Raw genomic sequence first — 17,226 nt, forward strand, 5'->3', positions numbered from 1 at the left:
GGAAGGGATCACGATGTCACGTATCGTATATGCGCTCGTCATCTACCTGCTGGTTACGGTCATGATCGTCCTGCCGCCGCTACTGGTGGTGGTCATGGCGCTGTCACATGGGCTGGGGGCGGCGATCGAAAGCCTGGCCGATCCCGATGCGCTGTCCGCAATCCGGCTTACGGTCATCATCACGGTGCTGACCGTGTGCATCAACACGGTTTTTGGCGTGATGGCGGCATGGACGTTGACGCATTTCCGTTTTCCCGGCCGGAACCTGCTGGTCGTGCTGGTTGAACTGCCCCTGAGCGTCTCCCCTGTCGTCGGTGGCCTGATCTGGCTTCTCGTATTCGGGACACAGGGATGGTGGGGCGCCGCACTGGAACGCTGGGGCTATCCCGTCATGTTCGCACCGCCCGGCATCCTGCTGGCCACGCTGTTTGTCACGTTTCCCTATGTTACGCGCACGCTTATGCCCATGCTGGCCCATAACGGTCGCGCGGCGGAGGAAGCGGCCGTCCTGCTGGGTGCCAGCCTGTGGCAGGTGTTGTGGCATGTCACGCTGCCTGGTGCGCGACTGGCGCTGGTTTCGGGCATGCTGCTGGCAACCGCGCGCGCCATGGGCGAATTCGGTGCGGTTTCGGTCGTATCGGGCCATATTCCCGGCCTGACCGAAACCATGCCGCTGCATATCGAGACCCTGTACAATGGCTACCAGACGGTAGCCGCCTTCACCATGGCGACCCTGCTGGCCCTGATGGCAATGATTGTCGTGCTGGTCCGCAGCCTTATCGAACGCCGCCTTGACCGGACGGAACCAAGCATATGAGCGTATATCTGGACCATATCACCCGCCACAGCCCGCAGGGCGGCCGCGCGATTGTGGATGATGTGTCATTGAGCGTGAAGGATGGCAGCTTTACCGCGCTTGTCGGCCCGTCGGGCGCGGGCAAGACTTCCCTGCTGCGTATCATTGCGGGACTTGATCCACACCAGCGTGGACAGGTGTCGATTGACGGCAGGCGTGTGGATACGCTGGGCGCGCGTGAGCGCAACATCGGCTTCGTCTTCCAGCATTATGCCCTGTTTGCGCATATGACGGTGGCGGCCAATATCGGGTTTGGCCTTGCCATCCGCCCCCGCCACAGCCGCCCCGGCAGGGCTGCGATCCGCCGCCGGGTGGAAGAACTGCTTGAACTCATGCAACTGCCCGCAATGGGGGCACGCTATCCGCATGAACTTTCAGGGGGGCAGCGCCAACGCGTCGCCCTTGCCCGCGCACTGGCCACGGGGCCACGTGTATTGCTGCTGGATGAACCCTTTGGCGCGCTTGACCCGCTGGTGCGCAGGCAGATACGCGGCTGGCTGCACAACCTGCACGAACGGCTGGGCCTGACCACCATTCTCGTAACGCACGACCGGCAGGAAGCTGCCGAACTGGCCGATACCGTCGTCATCATGAACCGGGGGCGCGTCGTGCAGTCAGGCACCCCGCAGGAACTGGAAGACAACCCGGCCGATCCCTTCGTCATGGATTTCAGCGGCGAGACCATCCGTATTGCCGGTCTGGTCACCAATGGTCGTTTCGTGCCGGACATGTCTGATATCATTCCTGTTCCCGTGGCACTTTCCAATGGCAGGGCCGAGATCCTGATCCGTCCAGCCGATATCCGCCTGCTGCCCCACCAAGGAAATGCCATCGCACAATTTTACCAGCGGCGTGGTCTGGTTGCCTCCTATAAAGTGACATCGGCATCGTTCGACGGCATGCTGGTTGAAATGCCTGCGGACCCGGGTGATGTATCAGCGTCCATCATAACACACTGCGCCATTGATATATCCGCAGGTCGTTTCGTGCGGGACAACGCATGGGTCATTCCGGGTTATGGTTTGGTTGGTCCTGTAATTTCCGATGAAGTACAGTTCCTGTATTCATAAATAATTTAATTAAGATGTCGGTAATTCAAACTGCAAGTGATTATATAATATTTTCAGAAACACGGCATGTAAAAGCAACGTAATTTAGAAAAAAATCACAATATGAAATAAGAGATACAGCATATGGAAATTCGGGTCACAAGAACAACTATAGCCATTTTTATTATTATCCTGTCAATTTATGGCATGAAGAGAAGATTTGTAAATGTTCGCGATATTTCCGCCTGATCAGGTCTGGCGCGTCGTGGTATTGAACCGACGTTACTGACCATTTCCCGTTCCGGATTACTCATGGATATGCGTAGCCCGCCCGTGCGATCTTATTGTCGGATATTTATAAAGTATCAGGATGAAATATACTTGAACGATTCTTCGCCAGACTGAAGCAGTTCACAGGCATCGCGACATGCTACGACAAGCTGAAGTCAATATTCCTCGCCGCCGTTCAACTCGCGGCCGCTATCAACAGCAAATCCCCGTACGTCACCCAGCAGGATCGTCCCATGACGATAATGCGTTGTGATGGCCTTTCGCCAGCATCCCTGGATGCTGTCTCCAGAGAGACCATGAGGATATCTACCACCATTGCTACAGGCCATGTGCATCGGCTGGCAGTGCCGGAACTGGACTATGACTCCCGGAGCGGGAAAAACGAAACAGAAGCTGATTAGGATGCCTTTAAGAAGCTTCTGAGAGCATTCAGATACAGCGGGTCTCTGAACAGGATTTAGTTCCAAGCCCTATGTCCATGCGTGCGGTTCTGCCTGGCAGGCTCGGACAGTCCGCAAAACAGAAAACGACGCTGTGGATAATCTCCATGCACCGTTCTGTCCCCCGGTTTTCCTGGCGTCATCGTCCCGCGACATGCCCGGATATCCCGTCATTTCCTGGTCAACATCCAGTTCCATTCCCGCTGTCCCCTTTCAAAGGCGGAATGGCTCTGGAAACAGAACTGACCAACCCGCCGTCAGGCTACCACCGCCATCTTCCATGGGGTCTATAATCCACGTCGATGCCATTCTTAGTTTGGGTCTTTTGAAGCAAGAGTGGCATAAGCACTTCCAGACCGGCACAAAACCGTTACAAGTCCATTGTTATTTCCTGCTGGGGTGGATCCGTCTGTATTAGGTCTCTTCTGTCCCATCATGTGCTAAATGCATTGTAGGCATTTAATATTTGCAATAATCACCAGCTATACGTCACCTTGCCAATCACATTGCGGTTTGCGCCGATATAGCAGCCGGTATCGGCCCCGGCGCAACTGGGATAGTACCGCTGGTTGAGCAGGTTCTGGGCCGTGACCTGAAACAGCATGCCCTTCATCCGTGGGGCCACGGCATCAAGGGAATACTGTGCCTGTGCATCCACCAGCACATAGCTCGGCGTGACATATTCCAGCGTGTTGTCCACCAGCGTATTGCCGTTGTAGCGCACGCCCGCGCCAAACCCCAGCCCCCGCAGCGGGCCGTTGCGCAGGTCATAATGCCCCCAGACCGAGAACGTCTGCTTGGGCACCGCAATCGGGCGCTCGCCGGTCAGGTCGCCACTGCCGCGCGTATAGGCCACGTCCTGATAGGTATAGGCCGCGATGATGTTCAGGTTGCGGGTCAGGTCCACATGGGCTTCGAGTTCAATCCCGCGTGAGCGGATGCCGCCGGTCTGGGTATAGAAATCGATATGGACCGGATCGGTGACCAGCACGTTGCTCTGCTTGAGATCATACAGTGCAGCCGTGAAAAACCCGTTGAAGCCATGCGGCTGGTATTTCAGCCCCACTTCAAACTGCCGCCCCCGGGTGGGCTTGAACGGCGTGCCATTGAAGGACAGGTTGTTCGCAGGCTGGAAAGATTCCGCGTAATGGAAATAGGGTGAAAGCCCGATGGGGAACGCATACAGGATGCCGCCGCGCCACGTCGTGGCCTGATCGGACTGGTTGAAGCTGCCGCCGCTATCGGTCTGGTCGCGGGTGTCGATGGTGGACCAGTCATGGCGCACGCCGCCCTGCACATGCAGGCGGCCCCATGTCATCTGGTCCTCGCCATAGATGCCTTCCTGGTTGGTGGTGATGCTCTGGGCTTCATACAGGTCCAGCTTGCCGATGCTCTGCCCGTATGTGGGGGAAAAGACATCCAGGGATGGGGCATCGCCATAATACAGGTTGGCGGAATCACGGATGTTCTGCCAGTTGCCGCCAATGATCACGTTGTGTCTGACCGGCCCGGTGCGGAAATGGCCAAGGATCTGCTCTTCCACCGTGATCGTGTCGAAATGCTCTTCCGACCCGTAGGCGGCGCGCTCCAGCGTGCGGTTGTCATCATCGAGCATCCCGCCCGAGGACACCTGCTGGAAAAATGCCCCTACATTGGCGTAACGGGCAAATGATTTGAACGTCCAGTTGGGCGCAATCTGGTAGCTCAGGCGGTAGTTCACCGCCGTCTGGGTGCGCTTGTAGGTCTCGAAATTCGGGTCGCCGGGGTAGAAATGGTCCGAAATCTTGCCATTCGGGTTGGGCAGGATGGTGCCTTCCAGCGGTGCGGTATCAAAATTGCCGCCACGCGGGTCACGCTGCCAGAAGGCGGACAGCGTCATGGTCAGGCGGTCATTGGGGGTCCATGTCAGCGATGGCAGGACGCCGAAGCGTTCGTTGCGGGTATGCTCGTCCTGTGTGCCCGAAGTGGTGGCAGTCGCGGCGATGCGGTACAGCCATTTGCCATCACGGTCGATCCGCCCGCCAAAATCGGCGGTGCCGCGCACGTAGCCGTATGTTCCGCCCTCGACCGAGATGGAGTGGACGGGAGTGGCCGTTGGCTGTTTCGTGGTCAGCACGATGGCGCCCCCGGGATTAGACTGCCCGTACAGGACCGATGGCGGCCCCTTGAGGATGTCGATCCGGTCAAGCAGGTAGGGGTCGATCTGCTGGGTGGCGTAGTACGCACCGTTGAACAGGCGCAAATTGTCAACAAACTCATCCGCGCCCGCGGCCCCCTGAAAGCCGCGAATTTCAACCATGTCGAACCGCGTGGTGTAGCCTGATGCCACATCGCCCGACACACCCGCATTATACCGTAGGGCCTCGGCTATGGTGCGGGCGTTCTGCTGGTCCAGTTGCGCGCGGGTCACGACGGATATGGATTCCGGGGTTTCGATCAGGGGCGTGTCGGTCTTGGTGGCGGCACTCGAATTCTTGGGCACGAGCCCGGCCCGCCCTGATGTGGCGTAAACGGCGATCTGCTCTTCTTTCCAGCCTTTTCTGCCGCTCCCGTTCCCCTGCCCTTCCACCCGCACCGGATCAAGGGTGATGGCGGACGGCGCGCGGATGAGCGAGACGGAATGCGCCCCGGTTTTGCTGTAACTGATGCCCGTGCCCGCCAGAAGGGCGGAAAGCGCCTGTTCCGCTGTCATCTGCCCGCTCACCGCCCCTGAGCGTGCGCCCGCTATCGTGGCGCTGTCGAACGCGATCTGCAGGCCGGTCTGCGCGCCAAGGGCGGCAAGGGCGCGGCCTAGTGGCTGGGCGGGAATGCTGAAGGGCTGTGCCGGTGATGGCGCGCTGGCCACGCCGCCCTCAACCGGTGCGGCCGCGGCATGATGGCCCGCAGCAGCCCACATGACGAACAGCAGGGCGGACGTGCCCGTAAGCAGGCTGGATCGGGAAAGCCGGATGCGATTGCGGCGGCACGGCAGAAGAACACACGGCATGGTCGGGTCTCACGGGCGGACGGTTGGCGTTAAATGCAAACGAATTGCATTCGCGTATATCCATGTCCGTTGAGACGATTTATTTTTAACGTGTGGGTGAAACTTTTTTTAGCGGTCCGCTGAAAAAAAGCGCTGCGCTGGCAGTTGTGCGTGGTCTGATTGCCCGTGTGGGCACCTCAGGGAGCTTTATGGTCTGCCAGCACCAGGGTGAAGCCCGCCGGGAGTGTGACAAGCCTGCCCCCATGCAGCGCGCACAGGGCCTCAAGCGCCTCCCTGGGGTGATGCAGGTCATACACGCCCCCTACCGGGATGGTGTCGTGCTCAAGACCACGGGTTACGATGGTGCCCGGATAGTAGCGGCCCAGTACCGCGACCGCGTCAGAAAACCGTACGTCGTCCAGCACCATCTGCCCTGACCGCCATGAACCGACATCCTCCGGGTCGATCGTGCTGCGGTGGGCCTGCCCCGTGTGCTGGTCGACCGCCCATGTCTGGCCGGCGGTCAGGCGCAGGGCGGGGTCGGACTGGCGGGATACGCTCACGATCCCCTCGCGCACGGCAACAGTGACATGAGGCCCGGCCATCTGCACATCAAAGGCGGTGCCGATATCGCGCGTCGTCACGTTCCCTGCCCTGACGGCAAAGCCACGTTTTCCGTCATGCACGACACTGAAAAACGCCTCCCCGGCCAGCAGCGTAACCCCCCGTTCCCCACCCGAATAATGCACGGCGATGGCGGAATGGCCGCCCAGTGTCACCGCCGTTCCATCCGACAGGCTGACCGTGCGGTTTTCGCCCGTTTTCGTGTAATAATCGGCCTGCAGGCGGAACATGAGGTCCGGCGTGGCAAAGGCCAGCAGGCTCGCCGCCACCGGCAGCATGCAGGCCGCCGCAATCCGCAACGGGCGTGCCCGTGCCGTTCTGCCAGTCGCAGGCCGCCGGGGTGTTGCGGGCCGGTCATGCGGGGGCGTTACGGGAACCATCTGGCCCGCAAGGGCCCAGGCGTGTGCCACCCGGCGCCATGCCCGCTCATGGTCGGGGTCCTGCGCGCGCCATGCGGCCCATTCCGCCCGTACCGTTTCATCATCCGGTGCCTCATTGAGGCGTATTTTCCAGGTGGCGGCTTCCAGCATGGCACGTTTGGCGCCCGGTGTTGGCTGTGTGTTCATCCGTGCCCATCCCCATTCGTTCCATGCCCGTGGCGTTGAACGTATTTCCAGGAATAGGGACGGCGCAGATGCCTGTTTTTTAACGCCAAGGGGAAAATTTTATGGCTCCATGTCTGGCAGGGCCGCGGCACAGGCCACCAGCGCGATCTGGATCATCCTGTGCACGCGCGTGGTGGAAACACCCAGAACGGTTGCGATTTCCTGCAATGTGTAGCCACCGATGCGGTACATCTCGAACGCGCGGCGGGTGCGTGGCGGCAGGCTGGCCAGGGCATTTGCCACGGTATGCAGTTCCTGCCGGTGCCCGCAATGGGCTTCGGGCGATATGGACCCCGCACCCGTATCAGCCAGCAGGGTATGATCGATCTCGGTCGGGATCTGCCTGCGTGCGGCACGGAGATGATCCAGCGCCAGATTGCGTATGATCGCGGTCAGATACGCAACAGGGTTGAACACGATCCCCTGCCGCCTGACGGATGCGACCTGAACAAATGCATCCTGAACAATATCTTCCGCCTGCGCCGTGCAGCCGACCATGGATACGGCGAAGGACACGAAACGCGACCGGTTTGCCAGATAGGTTTCCAGAAGGTGATCGGTCGAGGCCACGGCCTGAAGGTTCCTTGACAGCGTGCGTCAGCGCCCGGACGGGGCACGCGCCTTCCTTATATGAACATAATAATCATTATCAATAACAAAATGGCACTGTGATGTTTCGATACAATCCGGATTGTCGGACATGCCATTCCTCGCCAGTGCGCTTGGGAAAACGGACAGCCAAATATGCGAACGCGTCTTATTTTCTTTTATTGCCTTGCCCTGACGGGCATGCCAAGCCATGCGTGATGGCTGTCCTGACCCTGAAAACCGTTCGTCCGGCCCTTGTGCGCCTGCACCGATATACGGGGCTGCTCCTGTCGGGCGTGCTGTTCATTGCAGGGCTTACGGGAAGCATCAGCGTGTTCCGCACGGAAATTGACGCGGCCCTCAATCCCGACCTGTTCCATGCCCCTGCCCCGACACGCCTCCTGCCGGTTTCAACATTGCTGGCGCGCCTGAAGCTGCAGCGTCCTGAAACACAGGTGACCGCCCTGCTCTACCGCCCTCCTGCGGGGCGTGCGATCGAGGTTTATTCGTCCGAAACGGTCGCGGGCAGGAAAGATCCGGTTGAAAATGAAATCTTTCTCGACCCCGGCACGGGGCGCATTCAGGGCATGCGCCCGACCGAAGGGTGCTGCTTGAACCGTCGCGCGCTGATGGCCTTTGTATACCGGGTTCATTATTCCCTCGATATGGGCCAGGCGGGCCTGTGGGTCATGGGTATCTCGGCCATGCTGTGGTCGATTGACTGCGTGGTCGGCCTTCTCCTGACCTTTCCGTTGCACCAGCCTGCATGGCGGCAGGTGTTCTGGCGGCAATGGCGCAAGACATGGGCGATTGGCCTGCGGCGTTCTTCCATACGGATCACGTTTGACCTGCATCGGGCCGTCTCGCTGTGGCTATGGGTTGCCCTGCTGGGCATTGCCATAAGCGGGGTGGCGCTGGCGCTTGAGGATGAGGTGTTCAATCCCGTCATCCGGACCATCCTGCCTACCGCGCCGCCCATGACGGACACACGGCTCCCGGTCCATCCGGTTACGATTGATCAGGCGGAAGGCCTCGCCGCAGGTTTCGTGCAGGCTCATGGCAGCGGCGAGAGACCGGCCGCAGTGCTGCTGGACCCCGATGGCGGGACCGCCATGTTCTACCTTTTCAGCAATCAGGGAACAGAACCCTCCGGGTTGGGCAGTCCCATGGTTACCGTGGATCTGAAAACCGGTCAGATCACGGCAGGTGACATGCCCGGCCAAGGGGCTGCGGGCAATCTGGTCATGCAGATGCAATTGCCATGGCATAGCGGCAGGATAGCCGGGCCTGGCGGCCGTATTCTCATATGCCTGTCGGGTCTGGCCGTGTGCATGCTGGTGGTAACGGGCATCATGATCTGGCAACGAAAGCGGCAGACCCGTCAGGCCAGATAGCCCGACAGGCTGCTACAGGAAGCTGAAAAGCCAGAATGGTGGTATTCGGGTGCCAGTGTCATCTCAGCACGGTCACGTCTGCCGCATCATGCGGTAGAGCCATGCCGTAGGCTTCGCTGTAGCGCGAGGCAAATGCTTCCCGCTCCAGCCGCTCGCAATAATCAAGATACCGGATCAACGCCCGCTCGGCGCGCATCGTGCGCCCATAGAGCCGTTTGTAATGCTGCCATAGCATCATGACATTGACCGACCAGGCATCATAGGCATGTGTTGCAACCCGGTTGCGGATCGCTGGGGGAAGAGCATCGAAGGCTGCCCAGTCATCACCCGCATAGCGCCGCCACATCTCGTGCCGCAGGGTCCGCTCGTTATCTGCCATCGCCTTTGCGGCCCTCACGATTATTGAGCACAGGGTTGAGGAGCGTCGTCATTCCTGCTCCCAGAAAGCCGGAAAGAACCGTTACCGGAAGCCTTTCGTGCATGATGGACACCCTTCATTCGGTTATGATCCGCCAAACTTATATGAAACGTTATAATATAACAATCCCTGCAGGATTTCGAACGGGGAAAGATATCTTGCAGGATACGGCGTTATGGAATGCCTGTGGTCCGCGCGTGTTCGCTGCCCCTCCCGCCCGCACAATTGCGTGCACACAAGGCGCCGCAAAACAGGATCGACGCGCAAAGCGTTATCATGGGGCAGTGGGCTTTCCATGGCTGGACACGCCCCGGCACCTCAACACGAAGGACTGGATTGGCAGATGGATGTCGTCATTGGTGTCGATGTGGGGACAGGCAGCGCACGCGCAGGCGTTTTTACGCTGGATGGCCACAAGCTGGGCGCAGGCAGCACGCCAACCCGCACGTGGCAGCCACGCGCTGATTACATGCAGCAGTCCACCGCTGATATATGGCGTGCGGTATGTAACAGCGTTGCCATCGCCATGCCCATGGCGCGGGATGCGGCCGGGGAAGCGCTGGATGTGCGTGGTATCGGGTTTGACGCGACCTGTTCGCTGGTGGTGGCTGGCCCTGATGGCCAGGCGCTGTCCATTGATCCTGACGGTGCGCCGGAGCAGGACGTGATCCTGTGGATGGATCACCGCGCCATGGCCGAGGCCGCCGAGATCAATGCGGGCCATCATGACGTGCTGCGTTACGTGGGCGGCGTGATTTCACCCGAGATGGAAACACCAAAGCTGCTATGGCTCAAACGCCATCTGCCCGATGTGTTCGCGCGCGCCGCCCTTTTCCTTGACCTGCCGGATTACCTGACCTGGCGCGCAACCGGGGCCAGTTCGCGCTCGCGCTGTTCAACCGTGTGCAAATGGACCTACCTTGCCCATGAAAACCGCTGGGATGAAACCTATTTCCGTTCCATAGGCCTTGGCGCGCTGGCTGACGAAGGGTTCCGCCGCATCGGCACGGACATCAAGGCCCTGGGCGAACGTGTCGGGCATGGACTGGATATGCGGGCCGCCACGGAACTTGGCCTGCCGGCGGGCACCCCGGTCGCGGTATCCGCCATTGATGCGCATGCGGGCGGCATTGGCGTGATGGGAGGCGCGACGGATAACGAGCCACCTGCATTCAACCAGCGGCTGGCATTGATTGGCGGCACGTCGAGCTGCCATATGGCAGTCTCTCCCCTGCCCCGCTTTGTGCCCGGCGTCTGGGGCCCCTACCGTGATGCCATGCTGCCTGACATGTGGCTGAATGAAGCAGGCCAGTCGGCCACGGGCAGCCTGATCGACTTTATCATCGCCACCCATCCCGCCGCACCGGCGTTACGCCAGCAGGCTGAAAGCGAAGGCAGGACGGTCTATCAGGTCCTCAACGACCTGCTTGCAAAAACCGAAGGCGACCGACCCGCAGGGACGCTGACGCAAAACCTGCACGTCATGCCCGATTTCCATGGCAACCGCTCCCCCCATGCCGATCCGACCCTGCGTGGCATGGTCAGCGGGCTTGCGCTCAGCGCCACGGTGCATGATCTGGCATTACTGTACCTGGCGACAGTACAGGCACTGGCCTATGGCACACGTGATATCGTAACGGCGCTGGACAGGCAGGGCTATGCAATCGATACGATCGTTGCAACCGGCGGGGGAACGAAAAACCCCGTTTTCGTGCGTGAACACGCCAATGCCACCGGCTGTCGTATCCTGCTGCCCGAAGAGCCTGATTCCGTGCTGCTTGGCAGTGCGATACTGGGTGCGGTGGCGGCGGGCGCATATCCCTCGATCCGGGCGGCCATGACCAACATGACGCGCATACGGGCGCAGATACGGCCCTGTGCCGGGAGTGCCGCTTTCCATGCCAGGAAATTCGAGGTCTTTACCCAGATGTATGCTGACCAGATCCGTTACAGGCAGATCATGAATAAATAAGACAGGCATCATGGGAACCGGAAGGTTTCCGTTGCGCTTTACAGGAAAACCCGGAGCACCGGGCTTTCAGGCCAGATACCGCAAATAAACCGTAATAAAACAATAAAGGGTATTGTAATGGCGACTTCCAGGATCCTGGCCTGCATTACTGCTGCCGGCATGCTGCTGGCCGGTGGCGCGCAGGCGGCCGGTACGCTGACAATCGCTACGGTCAATAATGGTGACATGATCATCATGAAACAGCTGTCAGGTGAGTTCGAAAAAGCCCATCCCGATATTCACCTGAACTGGGTCACGCTGGAGGAGAATGTCCTGCGCCAGCGCGTAACGACCGATATCGCAACCCATGCCGGGCAGTTCGATATCCTGACCATTGGCAATTACGAAGTGCCAATCTGGGCAAGGCAGGGCTGGCTGGCTGAACTTCACCCCGGCCCTGATTATGATGTGAATGACATCGTGCCTTCCGTGCGCGCCGGGCTGAGTGTGGACTCCAGACTGTATGCCCTGCCGTTCTACGCGGAAAGTGTCATGACGTATTACCGGACCGACCTTTTCCAAAAGGCCGGGCTGACCATGCCGCAGCACCCCACCTATGACCAGATCCGCACCTATGCCGACAAAATCACGGATAGCGGCAGCCAGACCTATGGCCTGTGCCTGCGTGGCAAACCGGGCTGGGGCGAAAACATGGCCTACGTCACCTCGCTGGTGAATACGTTTGGCGGGCAGTGGTTTGGCGAAGGCTGGAAGCCGATGCTGGATACCCCCGAATGGAAGGCGGCGCTGAAGTGGTATGTATCGGCCATGAAGGCCGACGGGCCACCCGGCGCCACGTCAAACGGATTTAATGAAAACCTGGCCCTGTTCGCCAGTGGCCATTGCGGCATATGGGTGGATTCAACCATTGCGGGCGGCCTGCTGTTTGATCCCAAACAGTCGCATGTGGCGGACAGGGTCGGCTTTGCCGCCGCCCCCACCGGTCCGTATGGCAAGGGACCGACATGGCTGTGGAGCTGGAACCTCGCCATTCCCGCATCATCAAGGCATGCGGATGATGCGCGCCTCTTCATAGAATGGGCGACATCCAGGGCCTATGTCCAGCTTGTGGCGCAGCATGAAGGCTGGGTGGCGGTGCCAGCAGGGACCCGCGTGTCCACCTATGACAACCCCGATTACCAGAAGGCGGCTCCGTTCGCCACGTTCGTCCATGCCGCCATCGACACGGCCGACCCCAATGGCCAGACAAAACAGCCACGCCCGTATGGTGGCGCGCAGTTTGTCGGCATTGCCCCCTTCCAGGCCATCGGCACCCAGGTTGGCCAGAGCGTTGCGGCAACGCTGTCGGGCCAGATGACGGTCGAGCAGGCGCTGGGGGCGGCACAGGCCGCCGTCTGTCGCACCATGCGCCAGTCCGGCTACCTGCATTGAGGAGGTGAAGATGGACAAAGTGGCAGGACATCCCCCCGTCATGGCCAGCCCCGCTGGCAGCGCGGCCCGCAGCCGGGGCCTGCAGGGCTTCGTGCTGCAATCCCCCGCAATCATGCTGCTGCTGGCATGGTCAGTAGTGCCGCTGCTCATGACGCTGTGGTATTCCGTGCGCAATTACAACCTGGTGGACCCGACCCAACAGGGTTTTGCAGGCATCAGCAATTACTGGTACCTGCTGACCGATCCGGATTTCATGACATCGCTGGAGAACACGGCCATTCTGGTTGGCGGCGTGCTGGCCATATCGGTGGGGCTGGGGACATTGCTGGCGGTCCTGTATAACGAGGAGTTCGCAGGGCGCGGCATTGCCCGCATCCTGGTCATCTCGCCATTCTTCATCATGCCCACGGTTGCCGCCCTGCTGTGGAAGAACCTTATGCTGCACCCGATCTATGGCGTGTATTCCGCCATGATGCGGGCCGTGGGCCTGACACCGGTCGACTGGCTGTCACGCTACCCGCTGGCAACGCTGGTGATGATCGTGGCATGGGAATGGCTGCCCTTTGCGGTCCTGATCCTGCTGACCGCCATCCAGTCGCTTGATACGGAACAGAAGGAAGCCGCGCGCATGGATGGCGCAGGCATGGTGGCGCAGTTCATCAACATCACCCTGCCCCACCTGTCGCGTGCGATTACTGTCGTGATCATGATCGAGACCATTTTCCTGCTGACCATATTTGCCGAAATCTCGGTCACGACGGCGGGTGGGCCGGGTGTCGCCTCCACCAACCTGGCGTTTCTCATCTATTCACGCGCCCTGCTGCAGTTTGATGTGGGCGGGGCCTCGGCCGGTGGCGTCGTGGCCATTGTCGTCGCGAATATCGTGGCCGCCTTCCTGCTGCGCGCCGTGGCCCGCAATCTGGAGACCTGACATGGCAAGAACCAGCACGCGCCTGCGCCATGCCACGATCACCCTTCTGGCCTGGAGCATAGCATTATGGATGTTCTTCCCCATCCTGTGGATGTTCCTGACGGGCTTCAAGAGCGAGCCTGACGCCATATCCACACCGCCGCATTTCTTCTTCAACCCCACGCTTTCAAGTTATCAGGATGTATTCGCGCGGGAGAACTACTGGCATTTCGCTGCCAACAGCGTCGTGATTTCGCTCATGGCAACCGTGGTGGCCCTGCTTGTGTCCATTCCCGCCGCCTATGCCATGGCGTTCCTGCCGGGGCCGCGGACACGCATGACCCTGTTATGGATGCTGTCCACCCGCATGCTGCCTTCGGTCGGGGTGCTGGTGCCGATTTACCTGCTGGCCCGCGCCACCGGCCTGCTGGACAGCCGGACAGGGCTGGTCGTGATATACATGCTGACCAACCTGCCCATTACGGTATGGATGCTTTATACTTTCTTCAGGGAAGTGCCGGTCCCCATACTGGAGGCCGGGCGCATGGACGGGGCGACACGCTGGCAGGAAGTAACACAGGTGCTTCTGCCGCTGGCGCTGCCGGGCATTGCTTCGACCGGACTGCTTTCCCTGATCCTGTGCTGGAATGAAACATTCTGGTCACTGAACCTCACCTCATCCGTTGCAGCGCCGCTGACAACATTCATTGCATCCTTCTCCTCACCCGAGGGGCTGTTTTTCGCCAAGCTGTCAGCCGCCTCCACGCTGGCGGTGGCCCCCATCATGGTCTTTGGCTGGGCCAGCCAGAAGCAGCTTGTGCGTGGCCTGACATTCGGGGCGGTGAAATAGAACCGGGGCGAGCAGCCCGCGCGGTAGCAACAGGAACATACCATGGCGACAGTAGAACTGCGTAACCTGCGCAAGACCTACCTGCATGAGGAAATCATCAAGGGTGTCTCGCTTGCCATTGCCGAGCGGGAATTCGTCGTCTTTGTCGGCCCTTCAGGGTGTGGCAAATCCACCCTGCTGCGCATGATCGCGGGGCTGGAGGACATAAGCGCTGGCGACCTGCTGATTGACGGGCAACGGGTGAACGACACCGAACCCGCACGGCGCGGGCTGGCGATGGTCTTCCAGTCCTATGCGCTGTATCCGCACATGAATGTCTACCGCAACATGGAGTTCTCGCTGCGGCTTGCCGGCATGCCTGAAGCCGAGCGGCGGCAGCGTATCGGTGATGTGGCGCGCATCCTCCAGCTTGAGCCCTATCTGGATCACAGGCCGGGCCAGCTTTCGGGTGGCCAGCGGCAGCGCGTGGCGATCGGGCGCGCGATCGTGCGTAACCCCAGGGTCTTTTTGTTCGATGAACCGCTCTCCAATCTCGATGCCGCACTGCGTGGGCAGATGCGCGTGGAACTGGCCAGCCTGCACCGGCGGCTTGGCGCAACGACCATCTATGTAACGCATGACCAGGTGGAAGCCATGACCATGGCCGACAGGATCGTGGTCCTCAACAAGGGTGTGGTGGAGCAGATCGGCACCCCGCTGGAACTCTATCACCGGCCAGGCAACCTGTTTGTCGCACGTTTCATGGGCTCCCCTCCCATGAACCTGCTGCCCGCCACCATCAGCGCCCCTGCCCCTGAGGGGAGCGTGCAGGTACGCACGGGAACGTTCAGCGTGTCCATCCCCACGCAACAGGCCGGGCTGGAGGCCGGTGCGCCTGCCACGCTGGGCGTCCGGCCCGAACATATCCGTATTGACCCGCAAGGGGCGGTGCACGGCATGGTCGAGGTCAGCGAGCGGCTGGGGGCAATCACGCTTTTGCATGTGCGCCTGCCTGATGGACAGATGATTGTCGTGCAGACGGGCGGGGACAATATCGATTGTGCCGATACGCCCATAAGCATGACGTTTGAGGAAGAACACTGCCATCTGTTTGATGCAGGCGGTATGGCGCTGGCCCGCAGCACGGAGCATCCGCTGCTTGCGGGCGCATGAAAACGGCTTTCCTGTTCAGGATATAGGCATATGTATACGGAAAAACTCCGTCTTGACGGACGTGTCGCGGTTGTTACCGGCGGTGCGCAGAATATTGGTCTGGCCTGCGTTACGGCGCTGGCGGAATTCGGCGCCCGCGTCATTATTGCAGATCGTGATACGGAACTTGCGGCACGTGCCGTGGCCGAACTGGCCGGGCATGGGCTCAATGTATCGGCCATGGCGCTTGACGTAACCGATACGGCACAGGTGGATGCCTGCGCCGCGCGCATCGGGTCCGGGGAAGGCCGTGTCGATATCCTGGTCTGCAGTGCCGGAATCTGCATTTCCGAAGTCCGGGCCGAAAACATGACGGATGCCCAGTGGCTGAAGCAGGTTGATATCAACCTTAACGGAATTTTTCGCTGCTGCCGGACATTCGGCCGCATCATGCTCGAGCAGGGGCATGGCACGATCGTGAATATCGGATCCATGTCGGGCCAGATCGTCAACCGCCCGCAGGAACAGGCGGCCTATAACGCATCAAAGGCAGGCGTGCACCAGTATACACGCTCACTGGCGGCAGAATGGGCCACGCGTGGGATAAGGGTAAACGCGGTGGCCCCCACCTATATCGAGACGACCCTGACCCGCTTTGGCATGGAAAATCCGCGCCTGTATGCCGCATGGCTGGATGGCACGCCCATGCACCGCGTAGGCCAGCCAGACGAGGTTGCCTCGGTCGTGCAGTTTCTGGCATCGGACGCAGCCAGCCTGATGACCGGGGCAATCGTCAATGTCGATGCCGGATTTACCGTGTGGTAAATTACCAGTAGCCTCGTGGGTGAAGTCTGGCCCGTGCCTCTGCGGGCCAGACACAGGGGGCGGGCGGCTACCCGGCCATGAGGTGCTTCAGGCCGTCCCGGCCCGCCACGATCACCTCCGACGTGCGGCCAATGAACAGGCCACTTTCGATTACGCCCACAATGGCGCGGATTTTTCGCGCCAGCGCCACGGAATCAGCGATTTCCCCGAAATTGCAATCCAGAATGAGATTTCCGCCATCGGTATTGAAGGGCGTGCCGTGCCGGTCCAGCCGCAGGGTGGGGCGTGCGCCCAGCGCCTGCAGCCGGGATGCCGTCAGTTCCCAGCCGAATGTCGTGACTTCCACCGGCACGGGCATGTGGTGGCCCAGCCGTGGCACCAGCTTGCTTTCATCCACCACCACCACGAAGCGGCGTGAGGCGGCGGCCACGATCTTTTCACGAAACAGCGCCCCGCCCCGTCCTTTTATCAGGTTGAGCGTGCCCATCTCCACTTCATCCGCCCCATCAATATCAAGATCGATCTGCGGGTGGGTGGCGAATGTCACCAGGTTTATTCCGTGCGAACGCGCCTGCTCGGCCGAATGCTCGGAGGTGGGAATGGCGGCAAAACGCAGCCCTTCCGCCCAGCGGCGACCGAGTTCATCAATCATGTAGGCTGACGTGGTGCCCGAGCCGAGGCCGACCACCATCCCTTCCCTGACCATCGATGCGGCTTCGATCGCGGCAAGGCGTTTCTGTTCCTCATGCGGGTCGCCTGTCTGGGCTGTCATGTCCGGGCTCCTGCTATCCACCGCCCTCATTGCCCCGCCGCCGCCTTGTCCATAAGCCAGATGAGTTCACCCTCGGTGGTGATATGGCTGGCAGGCTCCGCCGGG

General features: G+C 60.4%; 15 protein-coding genes and 2 pseudogenes. 9 read left to right on the top strand and 8 right to left on the bottom strand.

Annotation, left to right across the window (positions count from 1 at the left end):
- The first annotated feature begins 13 nt into the window (after nt 1–13).
- On the top strand, nt 14–817 hold the full coding sequence (locus DV027_RS13545) for a sulfate ABC transporter permease (RefSeq protein ID WP_130732526.1): 804 nt from the start codon (nt 14–16) through the stop codon (nt 815–817).
- On the top strand, nt 814–1,926 hold the full coding sequence (locus DV027_RS13550; protein WP_130732527.1) for a sulfate/molybdate ABC transporter ATP-binding protein: 1,113 nt from the start codon (nt 814–816) through the stop codon (nt 1,924–1,926). The genes DV027_RS13545 and DV027_RS13550 overlap by 4 nt, the downstream gene beginning before the upstream one ends.
- Before the next feature lie 1,185 nt (nt 1,927–3,111).
- Here DV027_RS13550 and DV027_RS13560 read toward each other — a convergent pair.
- The 4 genes from DV027_RS13560 to DV027_RS17650 form a co-directional block, all read right to left on the bottom strand.
- Nucleotides 3,112–5,622, bottom strand: coding sequence for a TonB-dependent siderophore receptor (locus DV027_RS13560; RefSeq protein WP_130732528.1), 2,511 nt, complete (start codon nt 5,620–5,622; stop codon nt 3,112–3,114).
- Between the two features lie 176 nt (nt 5,623–5,798).
- Nucleotides 5,799–6,791 (bottom strand): FecR family protein, encoded by a 993-nt coding sequence (locus tag DV027_RS13565; protein ID WP_130732529.1) that lies wholly within the window; start codon nt 6,789–6,791, stop codon nt 5,799–5,801.
- A gap of 99 nt (nt 6,792–6,890) precedes the next feature.
- A complete protein-coding gene (locus DV027_RS13570; protein ID WP_130732530.1) occupies nt 6,891–7,400 on the bottom strand; it encodes a sigma-70 family RNA polymerase sigma factor in 510 nt (169 codons plus the stop codon).
- 27 nt (nt 7,401–7,427) lie between these two features.
- Nucleotides 7,428–7,631: a hypothetical protein gene (locus tag DV027_RS17650; RefSeq protein WP_165399204.1), complete on the bottom strand. Its 204-nt coding sequence runs from the start codon at nt 7,629–7,631 to the stop codon at nt 7,428–7,430.
- Between the two features lie 5 nt (nt 7,632–7,636).
- On the opposite strand from DV027_RS17650, the gene DV027_RS13575 reads away from it, so the two are divergent.
- Nucleotides 7,637–8,812 (top strand): PepSY-associated TM helix domain-containing protein, encoded by a 1,176-nt coding sequence (locus DV027_RS13575; protein WP_165399205.1) that lies wholly within the window; start codon nt 7,637–7,639, stop codon nt 8,810–8,812.
- Nucleotides 8,813–8,870: 58 nt separating this feature from the next.
- Here the strand turns inward: DV027_RS13575 and DV027_RS13580 are convergent, their stop codons facing one another.
- Nucleotides 8,871–9,191, bottom strand: a complete 321-nt coding sequence (locus DV027_RS13580) for a DUF6525 family protein (protein ID WP_130732532.1) — start codon at nt 9,189–9,191, stop codon at nt 8,871–8,873.
- A 4-nt stretch (nt 9,192–9,195) separates the two neighbouring features.
- Nucleotides 9,196–9,294: pseudogene (locus tag DV027_RS13585) on the bottom strand (GTP-binding protein); the annotation flags it as partial.
- Between the two features lie 279 nt (nt 9,295–9,573).
- Between DV027_RS13585 and DV027_RS13590 the strand changes: the two are divergent.
- From DV027_RS13590 to DV027_RS13615, 6 genes are all read left to right on the top strand, one after another.
- Entirely contained in the window at nt 9,574–11,202 is a 1,629-nt protein-coding gene (locus DV027_RS13590; protein ID WP_130732533.1) for an FGGY-family carbohydrate kinase, read from the top strand.
- A 117-nt stretch (nt 11,203–11,319) separates the two neighbouring features.
- Nucleotides 11,320–12,633 carry an ABC transporter substrate-binding protein gene (locus DV027_RS13595; RefSeq protein ID WP_207303495.1) on the top strand — a complete coding sequence of 438 codons (1,314 nt, stop codon included), beginning with the start codon at nt 11,320–11,322 and terminating at the stop codon, nt 12,631–12,633.
- A 10-nt stretch (nt 12,634–12,643) separates the two neighbouring features.
- A complete protein-coding gene (locus DV027_RS13600; protein ID WP_207303496.1) occupies nt 12,644–13,564 on the top strand; it encodes a carbohydrate ABC transporter permease in 921 nt (306 codons plus the stop codon).
- Nucleotide 13,565: 1 nt separating this feature from the next.
- Nucleotides 13,566–14,393: a carbohydrate ABC transporter permease gene (locus DV027_RS13605; protein ID WP_130732536.1), complete on the top strand. Its 828-nt coding sequence runs from the start codon at nt 13,566–13,568 to the stop codon at nt 14,391–14,393.
- Between the two features lie 42 nt (nt 14,394–14,435).
- The gene (locus DV027_RS13610) at nt 14,436–15,545 is read left to right on the top strand and encodes an ABC transporter ATP-binding protein (RefSeq protein ID WP_130732537.1); all 1,110 of its coding nucleotides are present in this window, start codon (nt 14,436–14,438) and stop codon (nt 15,543–15,545) included.
- A gap of 30 nt (nt 15,546–15,575) precedes the next feature.
- Nucleotides 15,576–16,349, top strand: coding sequence for an SDR family NAD(P)-dependent oxidoreductase (locus DV027_RS13615; RefSeq protein ID WP_130732538.1), 774 nt, complete (start codon nt 15,576–15,578; stop codon nt 16,347–16,349).
- Between the two features lie 67 nt (nt 16,350–16,416).
- Here DV027_RS13615 and rpiA read toward each other — a convergent pair whose 3' ends face one another.
- Together rpiA and DV027_RS18135 are read right to left on the bottom strand one after the other, a co-directional pair.
- Entirely contained in the window at nt 16,417–17,121 is a 705-nt protein-coding gene (rpiA, locus tag DV027_RS13620; RefSeq protein ID WP_130732539.1) for a ribose-5-phosphate isomerase RpiA, read from the bottom strand.
- Between the two features lie 26 nt (nt 17,122–17,147).
- Nucleotides 17,148–17,226 (bottom strand): annotated as a pseudogene (locus DV027_RS18135) (6-phosphogluconolactonase); the annotation flags it as partial.

Source organism: Komagataeibacter xylinus (assembly GCF_004302915.1).
GTDB lineage: Bacteria > Pseudomonadota > Alphaproteobacteria > Acetobacterales > Acetobacteraceae > Komagataeibacter > Komagataeibacter xylinus_C.

Bases quoted from the DNA above. Each gene is read 5' to 3' on its own strand.
- DV027_RS13545 (WP_130732526.1), top strand. From the start codon at position 14: ATGTCACGTATCGTATATGCGCTCGTCATCTACCTGCTGGTTACGGTC.
- DV027_RS13550 (WP_130732527.1), top strand. From the start codon at position 814: ATGAGCGTATATCTGGACCATATCACCCGCCACAGCCCGCAGGGCGGC.
- DV027_RS13560 (WP_130732528.1), bottom strand. From the start codon at position 5,622: ATGCCGTGTGTTCTTCTGCCGTGCCGCCGCAATCGCATCCGGCTTTCC.
- DV027_RS13565 (WP_130732529.1), bottom strand. From the start codon at position 6,791: ATGAACACACAGCCAACACCGGGCGCCAAACGTGCCATGCTGGAAGCC.
- DV027_RS17650 (WP_165399204.1), bottom strand. From the start codon at position 7,631: ATGGCTTGGCATGCCCGTCAGGGCAAGGCAATAAAAGAAAATAAGACG.
- DV027_RS13575 (WP_165399205.1), top strand. From the start codon at position 7,637: ATGGCTGTCCTGACCCTGAAAACCGTTCGTCCGGCCCTTGTGCGCCTG.
- DV027_RS13580 (WP_130732532.1), bottom strand. From the start codon at position 9,191: ATGGCAGATAACGAGCGGACCCTGCGGCACGAGATGTGGCGGCGCTAT.
- DV027_RS13590 (WP_130732533.1), top strand. From the start codon at position 9,574: ATGGATGTCGTCATTGGTGTCGATGTGGGGACAGGCAGCGCACGCGCA.
- DV027_RS13595 (WP_207303495.1), top strand. From the start codon at position 11,320: ATGGCGACTTCCAGGATCCTGGCCTGCATTACTGCTGCCGGCATGCTG.
- DV027_RS13600 (WP_207303496.1), top strand. From the start codon at position 12,644: ATGGACAAAGTGGCAGGACATCCCCCCGTCATGGCCAGCCCCGCTGGC.
- DV027_RS13605 (WP_130732536.1), top strand. From the start codon at position 13,566: ATGGCAAGAACCAGCACGCGCCTGCGCCATGCCACGATCACCCTTCTG.
- DV027_RS13610 (WP_130732537.1), top strand. From the start codon at position 14,436: ATGGCGACAGTAGAACTGCGTAACCTGCGCAAGACCTACCTGCATGAG.
- DV027_RS13615 (WP_130732538.1), top strand. From the start codon at position 15,576: ATGTATACGGAAAAACTCCGTCTTGACGGACGTGTCGCGGTTGTTACC.
- rpiA (WP_130732539.1), bottom strand. From the start codon at position 17,121: ATGACAGCCCAGACAGGCGACCCGCATGAGGAACAGAAACGCCTTGCC.